This window comes from Geothrix sp. PMB-07 (genome assembly GCF_030758935.1).
GTDB lineage: Bacteria > Acidobacteriota > Holophagae > Holophagales > Holophagaceae > Geothrix.
The window spans coordinates 1219540-1239192 of the sequence record NZ_CP132333.1; the positions used below are offsets into that span (position 1 = coordinate 1219540).

Annotated in this window: 14 protein-coding genes and 1 pseudogene; 6 read left to right on the forward strand and 9 right to left on the reverse strand. The window is 53.2% G+C overall.

Translation table 11 applies throughout. From position 1 onward, the window contains the following. Positions 1-775 precede the first annotated feature (775 nt). Together Q9293_RS05315 and Q9293_RS05320 are read left to right on the forward strand one after the other, a co-directional pair. Positions 776-2413 carry an ATP-dependent endonuclease gene (locus tag Q9293_RS05315; RefSeq protein ID WP_306250775.1) on the forward strand — a complete coding sequence of 546 codons (1638 nt, stop codon included), beginning with the start codon at positions 776-778 and terminating at the stop codon, positions 2411-2413. Between the two features lie 28 nt (positions 2414-2441). Then, positions 2442-3815, forward strand: a complete 1374-nt coding sequence (locus Q9293_RS05320; protein WP_306252415.1) for a UvrD-helicase domain-containing protein — start codon at positions 2442-2444, stop codon at positions 3813-3815. 69 nt (positions 3816-3884) lie between these two features. On the opposite strand, the gene Q9293_RS05325 is transcribed toward Q9293_RS05320, so the two are convergent. After that, positions 3885-4487, reverse strand: a complete 603-nt coding sequence (locus tag Q9293_RS05325; protein ID WP_306250777.1) for an SOS response-associated peptidase — start codon at positions 4485-4487, stop codon at positions 3885-3887. A gap of 14 nt (positions 4488-4501) precedes the next feature. After that, positions 4502-7396 carry a hypothetical protein gene (locus tag Q9293_RS05330; protein WP_306250778.1) on the reverse strand — a complete coding sequence of 965 codons (2895 nt, stop codon included), beginning with the start codon at positions 7394-7396 and terminating at the stop codon, positions 4502-4504. A 27-nt stretch (positions 7397-7423) separates the two neighbouring features. On the opposite strand from Q9293_RS05330, the gene Q9293_RS05335 reads away from it, so the two are divergent. Then, on the forward strand, positions 7424-7579 hold the full coding sequence (locus Q9293_RS05335; RefSeq protein ID WP_306250779.1) for a hypothetical protein: 156 nt from the start codon (positions 7424-7426) through the stop codon (positions 7577-7579). Positions 7580-8125: 546 nt separating this feature from the next. On the opposite strand, the pseudogene Q9293_RS18645 reads toward Q9293_RS05335, so the two are convergent. After that, positions 8126-8521: pseudogene (locus Q9293_RS18645) on the reverse strand (hypothetical protein); the annotation flags it as partial. Between the two features lie 319 nt (positions 8522-8840). On the opposite strand from Q9293_RS18645, the gene Q9293_RS05340 reads away from it, so the two are divergent. The 3 genes from Q9293_RS05340 (at position 8841) to Q9293_RS05350 (ending at position 11377) form a co-directional block, all read left to right on the forward strand. Beyond that, positions 8841-9170 carry a single-stranded DNA-binding protein gene (locus Q9293_RS05340; protein WP_306250781.1) on the forward strand — a complete coding sequence of 110 codons (330 nt, stop codon included), beginning with the start codon at positions 8841-8843 and terminating at the stop codon, positions 9168-9170. Positions 9171-9237: 67 nt separating this feature from the next. Continuing rightward, positions 9238-9885: a zincin-like metallopeptidase domain-containing protein gene (locus Q9293_RS05345; protein WP_306250782.1), complete on the forward strand. Its 648-nt coding sequence runs from the start codon at positions 9238-9240 to the stop codon at positions 9883-9885. 370 nt (positions 9886-10255) lie between these two features. Next, positions 10256-11377: a Fic family protein gene (locus Q9293_RS05350; RefSeq protein ID WP_306250784.1), complete on the forward strand. Its 1122-nt coding sequence runs from the start codon at positions 10256-10258 to the stop codon at positions 11375-11377. Between the two features lie 224 nt (positions 11378-11601). Here Q9293_RS05350 and Q9293_RS05355 read toward each other — a convergent pair whose 3' ends face one another. The 6 genes from Q9293_RS05355 to Q9293_RS05380 form a co-directional block, all read right to left on the reverse strand. Further along, positions 11602-12651, reverse strand: coding sequence for an IS3 family transposase (locus Q9293_RS05355; protein WP_306246055.1), 1050 nt, complete (start codon positions 12649-12651; stop codon positions 11602-11604). Next, positions 12648-12914, reverse strand: a complete 267-nt coding sequence (locus Q9293_RS05360) for a transposase (protein ID WP_306246057.1) — start codon at positions 12912-12914, stop codon at positions 12648-12650. Before Q9293_RS05360 ends, Q9293_RS05355 begins: the two co-directional genes overlap by 4 nt. A gap of 955 nt (positions 12915-13869) precedes the next feature. Continuing rightward, positions 13870-15201, reverse strand: coding sequence for a hypothetical protein (locus tag Q9293_RS05365; protein WP_306250786.1), 1332 nt, complete (start codon positions 15199-15201; stop codon positions 13870-13872). Beyond that, the gene (locus tag Q9293_RS05370; RefSeq protein WP_306250788.1) at positions 15201-15884 is read right to left on the reverse strand and encodes a hypothetical protein; all 684 of its coding nucleotides are present in this window, start codon (positions 15882-15884) and stop codon (positions 15201-15203) included. The genes Q9293_RS05365 and Q9293_RS05370 overlap by 1 nt, the downstream gene beginning before the upstream one ends. Positions 15885-16820: 936 nt before the next feature. Further along, a complete protein-coding gene (locus Q9293_RS05375) occupies positions 16821-18224 on the reverse strand; it encodes a hypothetical protein (protein WP_306250790.1) in 1404 nt (467 codons plus the stop codon). Positions 18225-18331: 107 nt separating this feature from the next. Further along, positions 18332-19387, reverse strand: coding sequence for a protein kinase (locus tag Q9293_RS05380; RefSeq protein WP_306250792.1), 1056 nt, complete (start codon positions 19385-19387; stop codon positions 18332-18334). Between the last annotated feature and the right edge of the window lie 266 nt (positions 19388-19653).

Here is a 19653-nt window from a genome sequence, read left to right on the forward strand (position 1 = left end):
CTCGACCGAGTCGGTCGTCAATACTCCGCAAAGCTTTGCCACCACTGGTTCTCCAATTGGTGGATGAATCCACATTTCGCCTCGGGCAACCGCCTGGCGAATTACCTCAAAACCGGCATCGATGCTTGCCTCGCGAAGCCAAACCATTCGTCCTCGCGAGCCCCGACCAACAGAAGTTCGATGACCGATTTCGGACAGCAAATCCAGGACTGGCATAGGGCGATAGGCAAGTAGAGCGATGTCGCCATTTTTGGTTGCTAACCAAGTTGATGTCGGTGTTTGCATCCTTGATTTCCTTTCCACTCATAGCTTCTCGGCACAATTTTATTTAACTAAATCATTAAATCGAAAATGATCTAAAGACTTTTGCCTTCGAGGCCGATGGGGTCCTATCCGTCGGAGGGTAGGGCAACGCAGGGATGCGACCCGAGCGTCGACGGTCGCCGGAGATCCACGGATCCCCACATACTGAGCCTCGCTTTGCGGGGCTCTTTCCATTGGCATTTCTTGAGTCAGCGATAAACCCTCGCAACCGCCGAATGGCGGGGACTGGCAGGATTTCCGGTGCAATGGTCGAATGCCTTTTCTGTCTGTCCTACCTTCCTGGAGCGGTGGTTATGGAAGAATGACTTTTCACTCCTCGTTGAGTCGACGGCTTGATCGGCCACGAGACCAATTCCGTAAGGGAACGCTCGTGAGAATCCTGAGGCTACAGATCCAAAACTTTCGAGGAATCAGGTCGCTCGATTGGCAACCGGGACCTCACTTCCATTGCTTGATCGGTCCAGGAGACTCCTGTAAATCTACACTTTTAGATGCGATCGAGTTAGTCCATTACCCTCGATGGAATGTCGTATTCGATGACTCCGACTTCTTCAATGCGGACCCCAGTAATCCAATTGTCATTACTTCAACTATCTGCGACTTTCCGGCTGATTGGATCAAGGACGACAGGTTCGGACTGAATCTGCGGGGATGGGGGCCAGATGGCCTTTTGGATGAGCCTCAGGATGACCTTTTGAAGGTTCTATCAATTCAGATGAAGGTAGATGGGAACCTGGAGCCGGAATGGCGGATTGTGAATGACCGAACTCCAGAAGGTCGCCCGATTTCAGCAAGAGACCGCGAAAAACTTGGCGTCTTCAGACTTGGCAATTCACCCGACTATCACCTTGGCTGGAGCCGTACATCCATCCTTAGCCGACTCACCACGGAAACTGATGATCTCCCAAAACTGATGGCGGAGGTGAGCCGCTCGGCAATGGAGGCAGTGAGACCGGACTTATTGCCAAGTTTGAAGGCGGCGTCTGCCGAGGTTCAAAAGTCGGCCAAAGTTGTTGGGTACGCCCCGAGGGTGGCCTTGCAGCCACTTCTCGATGCGAAGGCCATCTCCTTTGGGTCTGGAGCTATCGCGCTGCATGACGGGAAAATCCCTGTGAGACGAGCAGGCCTTGGTTCTCGGAGGTTGTTGACGATGAGCATCCAACGGGGACTGTCCCTTTCTGGTGGATTGTGCTTGGTTGATGAGATCGAACACGGACTTGAGCCACATCGTCTTCGGAGGCTCCTACAAGTTCTCCGTGCTCCGAAGTCTTCCCCCAGCGACTCACCGTCGGATCAGACTTTTGTGACCTCTCACGCTCCGATCGTCTTGGCCGAACTGAAGGCTACCGAGTTGTTCGTCGTTAGGACTTCCGATGGATCCGTCACCATCGGCCAGATTCCTGGGGACCTTCAGCCCCTCGTGCGTACCGAAACTGAGGCGTTCCTGGCCAGGAAGATCATCGTCTGCGAAGGAAAAACGGAGCTTGGGTTCCTACGGGGTATTGATAACGATCTTTGGGAAAGAAAGGGTGAGTCCTTCAGCTTGAAAGCGCTTGCCTTGGCCAACGGCAATGGGCGAAGTTCAGGTCCTCAGAGAGCCAAGGAACTTGCCGGTTTGGGCTACTCGGTGCTCTATTTCGGAGACTCCGATGACCCACTTTCGATTGGAGAGGCGGAACTCACTTCGCTAGGCATTAAGGTTGTCCTTTGGGCCGATAACTTTGCTTTTGAGGACCGACTTGCCCATGACCTTCCTTGGGATGGCATCGTGGCCTTGCTCGATTTGGCAGAGAAGAATAGGGGATTGGAACTGGTCCTGGCCTCGGTCGCGAAAGCTTTTTTACCTGGCAAGATCTCCCTGCCGAGGGAGTATTCGGCATGGCTTGAGGCCGGAGCCTCATCTGGCATTTCGGAATCCGAAATGCGGAGGGCGATCGGGAAGGCAGCCAATATAGGCGAGTGGTTCAAGAGGGTCGATCGTGCGGAACCTGTTGCGTCGCTGGTTAGGACGTATTGGGCGGCACTGAAGGAAAAGGATTCTGGTAAGAAGATCTGCGAAGTTACTGCATGGGCAGGTCTTCGTGATTGATGCTGAATGGCTCGCCAACGCTCACAATGTGGCAATCGAGGCTCCGGCTGGCACTGGGAAGACCACACTGATTTCCTCGGCTGTCGCACTATCCAAAGCAGAAAACCAACTTGTATTGACGCATACACACGCAGGAGTGGGGGCCATACGCCGGGCTCTTCATCGACATGGCGTCTCCTCGAAGATGTGTCATGTCGACACGATCGCAAGTTGGGCCCTCTGGTATGCCCAGTCCTACCCTGGAATGTCGGGCTTGAAGATCACTGAACCAGATAAGGATGATTGGGAAGAAGTCTATCGATGCGCCACAGCCTTGTTGATACACAAGGCTATCCGGCAGGTGGTCAAGGAATCCTATGCAGGGCTGTATGTAGACGAGTACCAGGATTGCACGCCTTCCCAACACAGATTGATCGTTGAACTGGCTGGAATCCTTCCTTGCAGGGTGTTGGGAGATCCCCTCCAGAGCATTTTCGAGTTCACGAAGGAGGGAGTTGTCTCATGGGAGTCGGATGTCGTTTCGGCCTTTTCGATCCATGCAGGGCCAACAGAACCTTGGCGCTGGAAAGGGCGAAATCCACGGCTTGGCAGATGGTTAGTGGAGGTTAGAAGGGCACTCCTCAATAATGAACCGATAGATCTAAGGAATGCTCCCATCAGTTGGAAGCCGATCGGCAATAAGCCCGCCCAGCGAGTCCAGATCGCCGCGGCCAAGTTCCTCCGACACGCGCCTGGTGAATCAGTTGTCGCAATCCACAAATGGGCTCCTGGCGTTCATAAGATTTCTGGTCTTTTGGGAGGATCCTACTCCGGCATCGAACCGATCGAATGCCCCGACCTCTTCAAATTCGCCAAAATGATTCAGGAGTCCTCGGGATTGGTCCGAGCTGTGGCGGTTATCGATTTCGCATCAAATTGCATGACCCACCTTGGATCCCACTTGTCCTCGATCCGAGCCTCACTGGTCGCTGGCAACATCCCGAGAAGCCAGAAAGCCAAAGCTGAGCTTGAAGCTCTGGTACGGGTGGCTGAATCCGATCAGGCGGATGCCGTCATTGCTGCTCTTGCAGTTCTTAGAGAAATACCGGGGTGCGCTCTGTATCGGAGAGAGCTATTTGACGCCATGCGGAGATCTCTTTTAAATTCCAATGCACACGATGAGGATGCTCTATCCGCATCTGCCTGGAAGACACGAAATGCGACTCGCCATATCGGTCGGAGGCTGGCTAATCATTCGGTTGGAACAACCCTGTTAGTGAAAGGTCTTGAATTTGATCATGCGGTGATTCTTGATGCGGAAGCTGTAGGCAACACAAAAGAGCATCTTTATGTAGCACTTACTAGGGGATCACAGTCTCTAACGGTCGTTTCTAGGAGTGCATTGCTGACCCCAAGTGGGTAACGAAATTGAACCCTGGACATTAGGCTGCAGCCATTAGGGCGAGCTTAGATTTTTGTGCCTGATACATGGCTATGCAATCTGATTCAGCCATTCCGGCGGGCAGGGACGAAGCAGTCGCTGTAGACTTTCCTTCGTTGTCGAATGTGCCAACCACAAATCCCAGGATTCCGGTCCGAGGATTGCGGGCATCCGATGGTGAAATGGGGCTATCAGGTCATTTGGTTCGGTCGTGATCATTGTACAACTGCGGATTTCACTGCCTTCGAGTCCCCAATCATCGAAGAGGCCTGCGATCACAATCATTTCGTTTGGGTCGCTGTTGGTGAAGAGCACCTTCTTCTCATAAAACCCTTCTAGAACGAGGAGGCATCGCTTTGCCTTGAAGGGGCCGCGCCAACTCGGTTTGGTGGCCACTTCATCGTCTCGCGCATTCCAGGTGCTATAGGCCTTCCACTTCGGGAAGTCCTCTGGCTTGACCCAGTGCGGAATAAGCTTCCAGCTACGCGCTTCGGTTAGCCACTCACAGCCGTGAAGCCGCACGATCGGCATCTGGTCTGTTGGCCGGATGCGAGGGTTGGGCGGTAATGTCGGGGTCGTGGGTCCGGCGCCCTGTTGGAGCAGCCGTTCCTTTATCTTCCCCCTCATGGCCAGGAACGCTGCCTGGGTACACATCGTTCCTCTCCTCTTCAAGTCCAACGAAGGATTATTACGCCGTCCTGAAGATCTCCCACGCCCTTGGCTGGAACAACCTCCCCCAGGGTGAAAGCCTGCCCACGTCGGCGGAAGGCATCTGGGAATACCACCGCCTCCACGAGGCCTGTCTCGTCCTCCAAGGTCACGAATTGCATGGGATGATTGTCCTTCGCCATTACCACCTTTTCCGCCACAACGAGTGCCCAAAACCGGCTCTCATGGCCGATACGGTGAGGGACTTGGCTGATGCGGTGCGGGAAGTCCTCGGTTGGCCGCTGGCCTCGGATGAGCACTGCCGGATGGAGTTCAAGGGTGACGCCGAGGAGTTCCATCTCCTGGTTGGCCCTCTGTATGGGGCCGGTGGGTCGGGGTTCTACTCCCTTTGGTAATCCACCCACGCTGTCCCAGAGCAGGCGGGTCCTATCTCCATCGGGGGCCCACCGGTCGAAGGCGCCAGCCCGCGCCAGCAACTCCATCCCCTTCGCGGTGGTCCTCGCACGGGCTTGTAGGTCCTGAGGATCCTGGAACGGGCCATCCGCCTGCCTGGTCGTCAGTAGGCGATCCAGGTCGGACTTGTGCAGGCCTTTGATGAAGCTGAGGCCAACTCGGAGCCGGTGATCCCCAACGGGGACGTAACCGGCAGCACTCTCGTTCACGTCGGGGCCGACAACCTTCACTCCGTGACGGCGGGCATCGCCGAGGTAGGCGATGGCCGGGTAGAACCCACCTTGGTTGTTGATCACGGCGGCGAAGAACGGTGCTGGATGGTGGGCCTTGACCCAACCGCTCTCGTAACTCACGCGGGCGTAGGACGCGGAGTGGGGCTTGCAGAAGGAGTAGCCCGTGAAGGTCTCGATCATCGACCAGACCTCCTCCGCACCATTATCTGGGATACCGGTGGCCCGGCAGCCATCCATGAAGGCGGCCTTGTAGTCAGGGACGCGAGCAGCGTGGTCTTTTTTCCCCAGTGCCTTCCGGAGCTTGTCAGCCTGCTTGTAAGTGAATCCAGCCATGCCCTGGGCCACGCGCATCACGTCTTCCTGGTAGACCAGGACACCGTAGCTCTCGCTCAACAAGTCATCGAGGGAAGGGTGGATCGGCTCATAGGGCTCGCCTTTGGTGCGGGACACATAGGCATCCACCCAATGATTAGCGGCGGGCCGGATCAGAGAACTGTGAATGGTCAGGTGTTCGTAGTCTCCTCGCCCTACTCGCTGCTGAAGGATGCGGCTGGCTGGACTCTCGACGTAGAAGACGCCGATGGTATCCCCCTTGGCCATGAGCTCTTGGGTGACCTCGTCCTGCTCGGGGAACCATGTTCGGTGCTCTGGCCCTTCCCCTCGGCTGTTCAGAACGGCCAGAGCGTCGCGCACGACGGCGAGGGACCGGTTGCCAAGCAGATCCAGCTTCACGAGCCCGTAGGATTCAACCCCGTCCTTCTCCCAGGGGAGGATCGAAACTCCCTCCTTGGCTGGGGCGGGCTGGCTTGGAGCGTGCTCCCAGAGCGGCCCTGGCGTGATGACAGTACCGCCGGGGTGGACGGACAGGAGGTGGGGTTGCCCGACGAGACGGCTGGCCATCTGGATAATGTCTGGCCAGGGCTCCGGCATGGGTGCGTCGGTCCGGCTGGTGCGGCCCAACTTCACCGAGAGCCCGGCCTCGTCCTCCCAGCCCCATGTCCGCAGGCGCTTCGACATTCGCGTGATCTCGCTCTCCGGGCGGCAATGGAGCTTGGCGACCTCGCGGATGGCAGCCCGGGGCTGGAAGACGTTGTGGTTCGCGACCATCGCCACGTGGTCTCTCCCGAACGTATCGAAAACCCACTTCAGTACGTCGTCACGCTCGTCCCAGGCGAAGTCCACGTCCAGGTCGGGCGGATCCTCACGGTCCTCGTTCAGGAACCTCTCGAACATTAGGTTCGCGCCGACGGGGTCTACGTTCGTGATTCCCAGCAAGTAGCTGAGGAGAGAGGCGGCCCCACTTCCTCGTCCGCAGGTGCGAGAGGCATTCCGGGTAATGGCCTGCATCACGAGGAAGTAGCCTCCGTAACCCTTCCGAAGGATTAGGTCCATCTCAGCCTCCAGGCGGCGATGGACCTTTACGTCGGACACGGCTCCGTAGCGGCGCCGGATTCCCTCGCGGGCCTCGGCCCACAGGCGCTCGGCAACATCCTCACCAGGAGCGAGATGGGGCGGGTTCGGCAGTACCCACCGCCCCCACGCCAATTGCCAGCCCTGAAGCTGGGCTTTGATCCGACGGGTGCCTTCATTCACCTCCTCGGAGAGCCCCTGCTCCCAGGCAGAGCAAGTTCGAGCCGCCAGGCGTGGCTCCCAGTAGTCCTTGGGTTTCAAGTCCTGGAGCATTGCGTTCATGGCGATGGCCCTCTTTGCCTTGTGGATCGCCAATCCTTCCGACTTCAGGAATCGGAGCACCTGGGGACCCGCGACGGCGATGCCCTCGGCTCGGGCTCGCTGAGCCACTTGCCACCCAGCACTGCCAATGAGGATCACCACCCGCTTGGTGTCTGGTGACTGGTCCCTCAGCATCAGGGCAACCCCCCAGCGGTCGGCCAGGAGCAGGCAATTGTCCGGCCACGTCCACGAGCGGCCGTGCGCCTTATCGGTCAGAGCCTTGTTCATGGCGGTGTAGCCGTCAGCACCAAGAGGGAGGACGTAAACTTCGCCGTCGCCAAGTGGCAGTCGGCAGCCAACGTGGAGCCGCAGGCCAAGCTTTTCAGCGGCCTCCCGCATCCGAGGGAAGCCGTGAAGGCCCCGGTCCACCAGGGCAAGGTCTGTGTAACCGAGGCGGAGCGCCAACTTTCCAAGATCCTCGGGCAGGTATACCCCTTCCATGAGGCTGTAGGCGGAGATGCCGAGGGCCAGGGCCATGGTCTACGCTCCCTGGCGCAGAGCCTGATGGCCGAAACGACGGTGCAGCCGGAGCGCCGTCGCTTCCAGGGCCAACCGTTTCTGGATGTGGTCTTCCACGAGAAGTGCCTGAACTGCGGGCATCGGCCCGAGCCAGGCTTCCAGTTCCATCCGCTGGATGAGCACGCGCCGGGTGGCCTCTGACATGAAGCAGAGTTCAAGGTCCCGACAGCTCGTCCAAAGGTCCTCCCCGCCCAGACCAAATGGCATCTCGTGGTGGAGATCGTCCACATCCCACCAGGACAGCCGAAGCCGGTGGATGAATCGTCCGTCGAGACGCCACCTCCACGCCGCTTCCCAGACCCATGAGGCCAGACCGAGATCGTGCTTATGCGCCGGTGGCATGATGGTTTTCCGAAGCGTCTCGGACGCCCGCACCGTTTCTAGCAGCGGGAGTCGGTCCTGGTCCTCTCCACGGGCCTGTCGGAGGACCTGGAATGCCTCAGGCGGAGGAATGATCCGGCCCAAGGCCTGTACCTCCATCGGCTGCACCTGGGCAATGCGATGGAGCCCGAAATGCTGAAGCCGTTCTCGGGAACGGACCTCCAGGGCGGGAAGGGCGCACAAGGGGAATGGCGCCAGGAAGGGCGCCTCCGCCCCTGTTTCGATTAGGCGAATTTGGTCCTCGGCCTTGGCTGCCAACCGGGATGCGGAAAGGCTCTGGCTGAGGCCACCATGGGCCTGCCACCCCACCGTCTGATGGAGTTCCTGCCTGAGGCGCTCTGCGGCATCGAGTGCTGGGCCATGGAGGCGTTCGGTGCCTCGTAGGTCTAGGAAGCCCTCTCCAAACCGCCCCAGGCGGCCCAGAGGGCTGTAGGCAAGCAGATGCCGTCCCAGGCAGGCACGAGCATCCATCCAGGTTGAGGGGGCCGGGTCCAGGATGATAAGCCCTGGATCCTGGTGCAGTGCGATGTCTACCGGAACTCCGGGTTCCAAACCTGCCTTTCGTGCAATGCGGTCCACCATCCACAGCAGTGGGACGCGACCAACCTCAGGACTTCGGAAGCCAAGGGGACGACCAGCCAGCCCTGGCTCGTGCAGCCGGGCAATCTGGAACGGAAGCTCTGGGACCCACACCGCGAACATCGAATCTCACATGCCACCCCAAATTTTGGGGGGTCCCAAATGTAGCGAAAAAAACACGAACACGCTACTCTGTTGAGCGAGATTGATGGATTGGGGCAGGGGCCCTAGGTCGGCTTGACCTGTAGCGGCCCTGGCTACGCTTCCTTCGCGCCCGGCGGACGGCGAGGCCTCTGCTTATGCTCCGCATCCCGGTGGGTCAGTGGAATCCCTCCCGCTAGTTCCGGCGCGGGTCTCCCGCAGAAAGTGGCCTCTGGCCTTGGGAGCCTCATCGCTTGCCTTTGGGCGAGCCGCACAGGCGGCAGACCAAAAGGAGCACACCATGTCCAATACCACCGTCATCACCGGCAACCTCGGTAACGTCCCTGAAATTCAAACATTCAATTCCGGCAAGATCAAAGCCACCTTCAGCATCGCCTCCGAAGTTCGCGACGCTCAGGGCAACAAGACCACCCAGTGGCACCGAATCAGCCTCTGGGGCAAGCGTGCCGAGCGCGCCGCTCAGATGCTCTACAAGGGCGCGAAGGTCCTCGTCCACGGCCAGGAAGCAGAGCGCCCCTATACCGACAAGAATGGGGAAAGCCGCGTCGCCGTTGAGTTCTCTGCGCAGAACTTCTATTTGCTAGCCAAGCCTGTGAGGACGCAGGCCTAACTCGATTTGGGACCGCCGGCAGGTCCGGCGGTCCCTCCCTTTTCCCCTCGATTCCTCAGAGAAAACCATGAACCAAGAAACCGACCATGCACGCGCCAACGCAGCTTCCTGGATGGATTCCATCAATGCCTTCGTTGAAGCCAGGAGCCAAGAAACCTGGGCTCGCCTGGAAGATCTGCGCGAGGAACGCGGCGAATGCCGTGACACAGCGAATCCGATGAGCTGTGATGACCTAGCCGAACTTGAGCGACGAGAGTCCCTGCTTGATGATTACGACGATGCGGAGGCAGCCCGTGAGCGGGCTCAAGAACCTATCCTCTCAGTTGAGGTTCGCTCCGGTTGGAATAACCCCAGCGAAACCATGAAAGCCGAAGAATTCATGATCCTGTTACCCGAGACACCTCCGGCACCTGTCGAATTCGACCTCATTGTCGAGGCAGAGGCCCTGTGGGAGGCGATGCCGCAGCGCCCCAAGATGACCCACGGCGGCGACCGCGCCTGCTACATCCCAGGCTGGGATGAGATTCGGATGCCGAATCGCGCTGCATTCCCCACGGCCGAGGGTTTCTACGAGACCCTTTTCCACGAAGCTGGACACAGCACCGGCCACAGTTCCCGGCTGAACCGGAAAGAGGTCATGGCTGGCGGGATGTTCGGCTTACGGGCTTACTCCTTGGAGGAGCTTGTGGCTGAGCTATCTGCCGTACTTTCCTGAGGCGTTGGTTATGGAAGAATGACTTTTCACTCCCCGTGGAGTCAATGGCTTGATCGGCCACAAGACAATTTCTATAGGCGGCTTATTTCCCCCTTCGATAGTTTCGAGGAGTTTTGGGCACCACAATCGTTTCAATTTTTGAAGTTCGATGAGGCAAAGCCATTCCGTCGTCTAATCTAGTAACAATAACTCCTAGGAACATTCGGCATTGAGTTTTAATGGAACGCTACGATAGAAATGTAGTTCACTTGGAGAGTGACCTAGATGCCTTGGTCAATCACACCAAGTGGCTCGGCGACCCGGGTAGCCGACAGGAACACACACTGAATATGTCGTGGGCGGAATGTTGAGCGATTTTTGAGGAGCAGAGATGAGCAAATTGGTTGTTTCACCTGAAATTTTCTTTTTCCCAAAAATTGAAACTATAATTGACCCTGATTTCGCCATGGATGGCTTACTTAAACAAAAATTTACTATTCTTGATGAACTTATCAAAAAATTAGAATTCAATAATTATTTATCCGACTATTTCATTCAAGAGGACCTATTTAGTGCAAGGTATAAAATCGTAGCTCGGATGGAACTCGGGAGTGACATAAAAAATTATCTGAAAAACCGAGCAATATTAATTCGATACTGCTTTGAATTGGTTTGTAGTAAAGAGTATGAACAGGAAAAAATAACCTTAACTCAGTTGATAATTTTACATAAAAATTTAAAACGAATATCGGCCTCAAATTTGAAATCTGAATTCCGAAAAAACAAAGGATTTATCGGAACTAGCAATAAAGATATCTATATTGAAACATTAGGGCCAGAGCATATAGAATCCTACCTAGAAAAATTGTTTGATCTCATTAATAATGAAAAAATTCCTAAAATTTCACGAATTGCAATTTTTTATATGGGATTTCTTACCATTCATCCATTTGAGGATGGGAACGGAAGAGTGGCAAGGATTTATGCTTCCTTATTGTTCTATCAATTAGGGATTATATCATTACCAGTATTCAATTTATCTGCGACACTTGAAAAGCACCAATTTAATTTCATGACAGCAAGTCATGCGGCTCTGTTGAAAAATGATTGGAATATTTTTTTCCAATTTTTTTACTCAATTGTGTACGAATGCCTGGAGCAGCATATTCGGGTTGCTAAAGATTTGTTAGATCTTGAAACCTCGATGACTCTTACATTTAAAAATAATAATTTTTCGACTTTTGTAATAAAAAAAATAATTAGGGCGCTATACTTGGCACCAATTTCTAGCCGATCAGAATTAAGACGATACTCTGGACTATCACTTGTCGATTTCCAAAAATGCATCAGCGTTTTATTATCAGAAAATAAGGTTCAGCTTGAAAATAATAATATTGTATTTTCAGCATTGGGAAAAATCGTATGGAATAAAGATTGGGAGGCGGCGGTGGCTGAAGATAATAAGCAGGAGGTTCCATCAGGATTAATACCAATTAATTTTGATGCAAATTAAAAATATCAAACAAATTAGTCGGCCCTGGAAATTTCCCAGGTATAGATTCAGCAAGAATTTGAGGAACTGTAGGGTACCCGGTACACCAGAAAGAGAGGAGGGGCCTCCGATTTACGAGTGTACCGATGAAGCCGAAGGCGAGGCGAGCGATGAGCGAGCAGCCGTGGCCGGTTCCCAGATTTAGGTCCGGGCTAAATGTGAAGGTCGGGTTGAAAAAGAGAGAGCTAATGGCCGGTTGGCCAGGAGCTTCCAGGAGATGGTAGCTTGGCTTCCATCTCCGGAGAGGGTAGAGCAACGCTGGGAAGCGACTTGAGCGCTTCGGAGATGCACCGGACGGTGTTGGCCAGGGGAAACGCCCTGGCCTTTTCTGTCAGGGCGTTGGCCTCCACCGGGGGTGCCCAAAGCGATAAATCCCGGGGGTCCGGGGGCAGAGCCCCCGTCGCAGGGAGACCGAGCTGAGCCAGTTCAATGGTGCAGCGGAACTCGGTTGGGGTGAGGTAGCCCAGGCTGCTGTGCGGGCGCTCCTCGTTGTAGCGACGGCGCCAGGCTTCGACGATGACCTTGGCCTCAGCCAGGCTGGAGAAGGCCTCCATGTTCAGGCATTCGTCCCGGAACTTGCTGTTGAAGCTCTCGGCCACGCCGTTGGCCCAGGGCGAGCCCGGGGGGATGTAGAAGGTCTGGGCACCGGTGGCCATCAGCCAGACCTGGAGGTCATGGGCGATGAACTCGGGGCCGTTGTCACTGCGCAGGAATGCGGGCCATCCCCGGGTCTGGAACAAGCGTTTGAGGACCTGCATGACCTCCTCGGCCTTGAAGGAGGAGGCCACTTCGATGACCAACGCCTCCTTCGTAAACTCGTCGGTGAGCGTCAGGCACTTCACGACCTCGCCGTTCAGGCAGCTGTCGTGGACGAAGTCGTAGGACCAGACCTGGTTGGGATACCCGGATTTCATCGGCACATGCTGGCCGGTCCGGAGGTGCTTTTTGGGACGCCGCCGGACCTGGAGGCCATGGGCTTTGAAAACCCGGTGGACCCGTTTCAGGTTCACCCGGAGCTGGAGCCGCCTCAGGAGGGCCCAGACGCGCCGGTGGCCATAGCGGGGGTTGGCATGGGCAAGCTGGACGATCCGCTCGTCCAGCCCATCCAGTTTCACCCGGCGTGAATACCGGACATAGGAACGGCTCAGGCCCATGGCCCGGGCAGCGCGCCGCTGGGAGAAGCCGGTGGCCGTCAGGTATGCCGCCCCCTCCTTTCGCTGCGACGCGCCACTCATTTTTTTCGGAGAACCGTTTTCAGGGCTGCGATATCCAGCTCCCGTTCTGCCAGAAGGCGCTTGAGCTGGGCGTTCTCCTTCTCAAGCTGCCGCATGTGCCGGACATCGGAAACCTCGACTCCGCCATACTTCTTTCGCCATCGATAGAAGGTCTGCGCCGTGATCCCACGGGCCCGGCAGAGGGCATCGACCGTCTGCTCCCCCTTCTCCGCCTCTCTGAGAAGCCCCACGATCTGCTCCTCGGTGAACTTGCTTGTCCTCATTGGATCCGACTCCTTTGGAGTGGACCTTAACATTTAGCTTGGCTCTATTTGGAGGGGACAGGCCAGCCGGTGATCGGCTGGAAGCTGGATCTGGCGCTGGACCCGAATCATGATCTGGTTCGTCTAACAGCGGTGATTCCTTGGGATGACATGACGAAAGATTGCGGCCAGATGTATGTGCCGGATCGCTGTGAGCCACCGGGAGGGCTTCGTCGTCGGTGCCATGAGTTGTCCAGACAATCCGTATGATGGGCACACCCTGGATCTTGGGCAGAGACTTCACTCCGCAAGCAAAGAGTGCGGGAGCCACGCGCTGAGTGGCGATAGGTGGAGGGATACCAGGGTCACGGCGTGGATCCCGACAGGAGCCAGGTGCTCATCAGCGACAAGTGGAAACTCGGCAATCGGCTCAAACGGGACCTGAGGCACAGAGCCGCCATCGGGGCGGAACTGGGCCACTTGACATCAGATGGCCTCCTCGGACGGAACTCCCACAAGGGCGTGGCCGGAGACATGCGGAACTTCCTCCTCAGCGCGGCCGGGCACAACATCCGGAAGACCCAGGCTCACCTCAGGGGCCCTTTTGCACCTGCTCACTGACGAGGGGAGGCAGAACGTCGGCGCCCTGATCACCTGCCTCGAACCTCAGGCTATGCACTAGCTGCGTCCCATATCCGCCTGACCTGGATCAGTCGGTTTTCAGGGCCAGGTGTTAATCGATTTCCTCAAACTTCAACCTGATAACCGGTCCATTCCTCCACCTGCCTGATCCAGCTGGATGCCAATCCGTTCCGATGTATTGAATACTTGCATTGTGGTATAATAAACATGCCGCAATTGCAGCGCTATTTTAAACTAAAGTTAAGTTTGAATGGGAATTATATCTAAGAGGGAGCGAGTGATTCATAAATCCTCGCTCCCTCTTTCTCTAGCTCTAAGATATTCCAATTCTAAATCAATACATTGCAAGAGGGTGGATGAGCTTTTTGTGTTTAAACAAAGTATATCGTCCATCAGACCGAAGTACTTGCGGGGATTTAATGGTTTCTGGGTCAATGCCCACAAAGCCTTCACTCCCGTTAAATTGTTCAACAAGGATATCTACATTTTTATTTTTCTTAGTATGAAATGTCTTAAATGCAACATTTGGTCCATCGAAATGAATTACAAGACCTGATGGGTGAAATATAGCGAGACGTGGTTCAGTCTCCGCCATATATTGAACAATTACCAAAGCTCCAATATCAGGATTAAATGGGTATCTGGCAGCAATAAATAGTTTACCATTCTCATGCCTTCCTGCGTATAGCCAGTTTTGCAGCAGCAGATCAGCATAAGATTCAAATTTTGTAGAATTATTAAAATATTGAGCTGCGCTTGAATCCACAAAGGTTGTCATTCTGCCGCCGTTAAAGGGGCGGGACACCTTGTCTGGAGTTCCATAGATATCAAACTGGCCAACGACCAGTCCAGTTTTTGGTCGTCGATCGCTTGGCAAAATCGACGAAGGAGTTAGTTGAGGGCGCTGAATTACGTCATATGGGGCAACCGATTTTTCCCAAGCGTCAAATATGATACCTCGCGAATAAATACGTCCAAGCTCCAGAGGATTATTTTCTATAAGCTCCGCATTCTGAAGCTCTTTTGGTAGATAACCATATAGGTTATCATGTTGGGTGATTTTAAAATTTAATGATCGATCAGACGGTTTAAAGTCCTTATCTAGAGTTTTAACATCTTCACCATTGGATGATAGAATTTTCATTGAAGGGAAGTTTAAATAATTTTCCGTTTCAATATAAATTAAATCAGAATCTCCAAATGTACTTATTCGACCTTTGATTTTACCTTCAGGGATAACGGTCGACTTCCCTTTTCGTAATTCCGTAGGAAGGTTGTTTTTTATAGTAATTCCCTCTTGGAAATACGCATTTCTTAGAGCCTTCCATTTACTTGTAGTAAGGATTTCATAGAATGAAAATTCAACAGGCTCTTCTTTAATTACAGGTTTTCGTCTATAGTATAAAGTACTCCTTCTGAATTCATGGTTAGAATATTCACTTTTGATTGAAAACCATTTTGTGCGGTCTCCAATTTCCAACTTCAAATCGAGAAAACGATCTGCAGGCAGATTTGATTTTTGTTTCTCAAAGCCATCAAATATCTCGTAGACATGCATTATGCATTTTTTTGATAGCTCATCAGCGTGATTCCTAAAACTATCAATACTCTGGCTTATACCAGAAACATGAATAATAATTATTAAAATTGCTGAACAAAATCTCATTAGCAGTCCGCCGGGATAGTTGCATTAAAATTGTTCAACTCTACTTTCAGTGCCGGGTTTGTACATCTGTTTGCCATTTTTTCCAGCTCAGTCTTCACTAGGGTCCCGTTCCTCACAGCCGCTCTCCCCGCTGCTTCCAGGAGACCGTATGCATCACTTGAAATGGTGGGTTGTCCAGAAATACCATTAAATGTATGTGTCACGCCAAATTGACAGAGCCTTTGTTCAGTCGTCTGGTTTTCATCATGCCACGTACCAGCCGCGTGACTAAGTTCGTGATTATAAATCCATTCTCTAGCACCTTGGTCATCCCCAAGAACTGATCCCATGCCAGGCATTGCCAACTCGGCAAGCCCTCGATAGGAAAGACCAAACGTCGCAAAAGTAAGCTTCCAAATGGGCAGCAATCTGCCTATTTCAGTACCAATTGATGAATTAATCGTAGCCTGAATTTGAGTATCGTTCTTTCCTTGGGCTCGCCCAAGAGCCGTTAATAGATCTGTAGCGTTATTAAAATTGTAACCCATATAGGCTAGAGTCCATGGAGTGTATGGGTCCAACAGCGCTAGCGCCGGGATTCGAATTCCCCCCAGTTGAACTGCCATCGTTTGGAGGATTTTGGCCTGCTCCAGGATCGTAAGGATTACCAACATCAGCACCATCCCCGCCACGACTTGTACCAAGGGTTCCCCAAATCGTAACTCCTTGTGCATAAATATTTGAGTTTGGAGCAACAAATATGCCAGCACCCATCATCGCCGCGATTGAGAGTTGAATTACTGGCACAACTACCTTTTTACTTTTCATTGATCCGTTCTCCAAATGAGCGTTTGTAGTTCATAAGTTTAAAGAATTAATTTATTGATTTATATTTCTATTTGAGGTCCCAACCTCCTATTTTAAAATATTATTGGGAAAGAAACCATTGTTTAAAGCAACATTTGTATCCCAAATCATCCTCGTCCTTTTTGACACAAAAAGACTGAGGAATGTGCTGGATCTTGCGTTTCTACTTTTGTGAATTAGTTGTCCAAATGGCCTCCAAAAAATTGACAATTGATGACCCGACGATCATAGATGCACTCACTGGCAAGACAAGCAAATTCCGCCGAACGGTAGTATTTCCGACGCCGAACGGTTGGGTTGATAACTTTCCAGGCATTGAGAACTCCTACCACCAAAGGACTCAGCCCCGCACCTTTGGTGTGGGCTGAGTCGCGAGGAATCCCTTCTGCCGACGGTGGAGTGTGCAATTCGTCGCAGACGGAGATTCTCCCGAGTCCGCAGGTAAAAAAAGTGTGTTCTCGATAGAGATGTCGGGCGCAGATCACAATCCGCGAGTTTTGGTGGCCTTTCGCGTGGCAGAGGACGGCAGGTCTGCGCGAGAGAGTGGCAAGGACTGTTGGTACCCTCCGTATCCGCGGTGAGATTGGCGAACACATTGAGCCTTTATGAATATGGCTCGAATACAAGGAGTGGGGAAAGCCTTGGACCGAATACCATGGCGAAAACTTCTCCGCCTTCGAGGTGGTGGTTTTTCGCGGGGTGTTCTATTTTGGGGAGTAACCTGAGAGGTGTCACTAAAGGAACCCCGCTCTCTTATTCGAGCAAAGGTGTCATTAATGGGGCTTCTTTGGTAATGCCTTAAGTCTATTTATGAGGGCATGAATTACCGGATCAGGCAGGCCATCAGCTTCCATAATCGCCTCAGGGAGAAGAGTGCTGGTCACATCAGTGCCAACTTCAAGTTCTTCCCTGGTTAGGTGAATAAGGGCCATGGCCTTTAAGTTTCGATTTACTCCAGCTGCTTCGATTGCTTTCCGATAGAGTTGGCGCCCAACCTCAGGTTGATTAGAACGAAAATGGAGTAACCCTTCAGTCGCAAGGAGAGTCGTGCTAATGAAAGCTTCATCATGGTTCTGAGGGATCGATCTGAATACTGTTGTTGCCTCTCTAATTCGTCCCTGATGCGCCAGAGCCACAGCTTTGTTATTCAAAAGGACTGCATGATTGGGGTTTGCGCGAAGTCCTTGATTGGAAATCTCTTCACACAATCGATGGTCTTCAAGAATTGTACAAGCTAGATATGAGCCAAGGGTTACTGGTCTTGACGAGAAAGGCTCATCGAGAGCCCAGTTTTGGCAGGATCTCAAGGATTCCTTCCAATTCGCGCTTAGGTATGAAAGCCGGGCTTGTGCTTCAAAAGATCGATCAACACTTTTGATATCGGTTTGAACGTTGATTGATTTAATTCGTCTAGCCCACCAGATAGCCTGAGCAACGGAATTCTCGGTGGGGGATTCAAGACTTAGCTTGATGTACTTTTTGCCTGGCTTCTGATTCCCGGCTGAAAACTCCATGGAACCTAAAGCACTAGAAAGCTCCGAAAGCTGTAGTGTCGAGAATGAGGCCGAGGTAAGCATTTCCCTGGCTAGCTTCACATGCATGGGGGCCGATTCCGCAACCTCTGAAGTAGCAAGCTGGGCTGCGAGGAGCCAAGGGTCAAACTTGGTAGCAGCGCTTCGCTGAAGTATTTCGAGGGCGCGAGTAGGATCCTTGCCGTGAATGTACAATCGCGAGGCAGACCTTAGGACATAGCGATTGTTGGGAGCGGAAGCAACCGCATGTTCCATTGCACGAATCGATGGACCGAGCTGTCCGATCAAGATATAGGCTCTGGCCAGATCTGCCCAGAGCAGGGGATTGAATGGGTAATCATTGAGGGCATGCTTGATCCCTGCGATTCGAATTCGCGCAATTCGTTGATTTAAATCGGATTCAGCCTGAAGGTCTGGTTCTTGCGAAAGTCTATCTGGCTTAAGGATGACATTTGCAAGGGACCGGCTTCGAGGCGAAGCCGACTCAGATGCTAACAACAGCTCTGCTGCAGGCCTTGCATCTTTGAACCGATTCAATGCAATGGCTCCTGCCAATACATCAAAGGCAAGACCAATTGACGGGGCTTCGGCCCAATCACGTAATGAATTTTCAAAGTCGGATTGATCCAGGACAGCGGGCTTCACATTTGTGCGAAGAGGTCCTAACTCGCCAACCTTAAGAGTCGTGGATGAGTCTCGCCACCTTGGAATCACCCTTCGCTTGTCATCGCGTACCCCTAAACTCATGGGCATCACACTTTCTTTCTGAAGCTGAACTCTGCCTTTGTGGCAATCAGATCAAACTTCGATACGTACCGTTCAAGTGAGTATTGCATTGCACTATTTCCACGAGCTTTTGGGTATCCACGCCGACCTAGATCGGGATCGCAAAGTTGAATGATAAGATCAGTCAATACCTCTCGGTACTCAGGTTCGATGGCAGACTTTAGTTGTTCAATCACATCTCCGAAGGCCTTGCGAACAACGGGAAGTACTTCTGGATATGTTCCAGTCCAGTTCCATGGATGGTGTGAGGTTGGAATTTCTTTTAGCAATTCCGGAGTCATGGCTGTTCCTGCGAAAAAGAACACAATCATGCTTCCGAGGTGGTATAGGTCACAGCCCTGCCTACGGATAAACCAACTATCGCTTGTGTGGTTGTACATCAGCTCTGGAGGGGCATAGCTTGGATCGCCAGGAACGATGCAATTGTCATGAGGCGGTGTCTTTCCCTGAACGGCAGCCCTTCCAAGATCCGTGATTCGAGATTCATCATTGTTAAAAACGAGTACATTTGATGGTTTCAAATCTTGATGAGCAATAGTCTGCTTATGGAGTTGCCATAGGCCGGTTGAAATATGGTGCAAGGCGCGGAGTCGCAGTGCTATGTCGAATCGTTTTGAAAAATCGATTTGAGAGCGTACATCTCCATCGGCTAGTTCAAAAATAAGATAGGGAACGGCACCGGCATCGCCACTTCCGGGAATACGAACCGTGCCTTCAGCAATTGCAGTTGCAACTCTGTCGAGCCTCTTGTCCCGACAAAGTCGAAGGACATCCCTTTCGAAGTTGTAGCTCTCGGTTAGCGACTGGATAGCGCGAGCAGGGTCTGGAGAAGTCAAGGCTCTCGAAAAATCGAGAGCCTTCAAGAAGGCCTTTCGCCCTGATTCATGCTCTACAAAATATCCAATGGAGAAACAACCGCCGGTAGAACTTGGGCCTCTATTCTGGCGCGTAGTAACCTTCCACCCGCCTTCAAGGGTTAATCCTGTAAGTCGCTCAGCAGGTTTCAGCGCCGTATCCGACATGATGATCCTCTGGTTATTCCTGGCCGATGATAGCAAGTGATTAGAAATTGAGATATTGGTGCTTGTCGAGATCGGGCTTGTATTTTCTATCGAATTACGAACGACCTGCCCTAGGTGACATGGTCCGCGTGCTTAGCCAGCTCATCGAGGTCGGGGAAGAGCTGGGCAGCGGCGTGGTGGATGGCGAAAAGCTCGTAAGCGTCTGATTCGGAACCCCGGACCACCATGAAACCAACGAAAGATTGAGCCCAGGATCGAATGACCGC

Bases quoted from the DNA above. Each gene is read 5' to 3' on its own strand.
- Q9293_RS05325 (WP_306250777.1), bottom strand. From the start codon at position 4,487: ATGTGTACCCAGGCAGCGTTCCTGGCCATGAGGGGGAAGATAAAGGAA.
- Q9293_RS05330 (WP_306250778.1), bottom strand. From the start codon at position 7,396: ATGGCCCTGGCCCTCGGCATCTCCGCCTACAGCCTCATGGAAGGGGTA.
- Q9293_RS05335 (WP_306250779.1), top strand. From the start codon at position 7,424: ATGGCCGAAACGACGGTGCAGCCGGAGCGCCGTCGCTTCCAGGGCCAA.
- Q9293_RS05340 (WP_306250781.1), top strand. From the start codon at position 8,841: ATGTCCAATACCACCGTCATCACCGGCAACCTCGGTAACGTCCCTGAA.
- Q9293_RS05345 (WP_306250782.1), top strand. From the start codon at position 9,238: ATGAACCAAGAAACCGACCATGCACGCGCCAACGCAGCTTCCTGGATG.
- Q9293_RS05350 (WP_306250784.1), top strand. From the start codon at position 10,256: ATGAGCAAATTGGTTGTTTCACCTGAAATTTTCTTTTTCCCAAAAATT.
- Q9293_RS05355 (WP_306246055.1), bottom strand. From the start codon at position 12,651: ATGAGTGGCGCGTCGCAGCGAAAGGAGGGGGCGGCATACCTGACGGCC.
- Q9293_RS05360 (WP_306246057.1), bottom strand. From the start codon at position 12,914: ATGAGGACAAGCAAGTTCACCGAGGAGCAGATCGTGGGGCTTCTCAGA.
- Q9293_RS05365 (WP_306250786.1), bottom strand. From the start codon at position 15,201: ATGAGATTTTGTTCAGCAATTTTAATAATTATTATTCATGTTTCTGGT.
- Q9293_RS05380 (WP_306250792.1), bottom strand. From the start codon at position 19,387: ATGTCGGATACGGCGCTGAAACCTGCTGAGCGACTTACAGGATTAACC.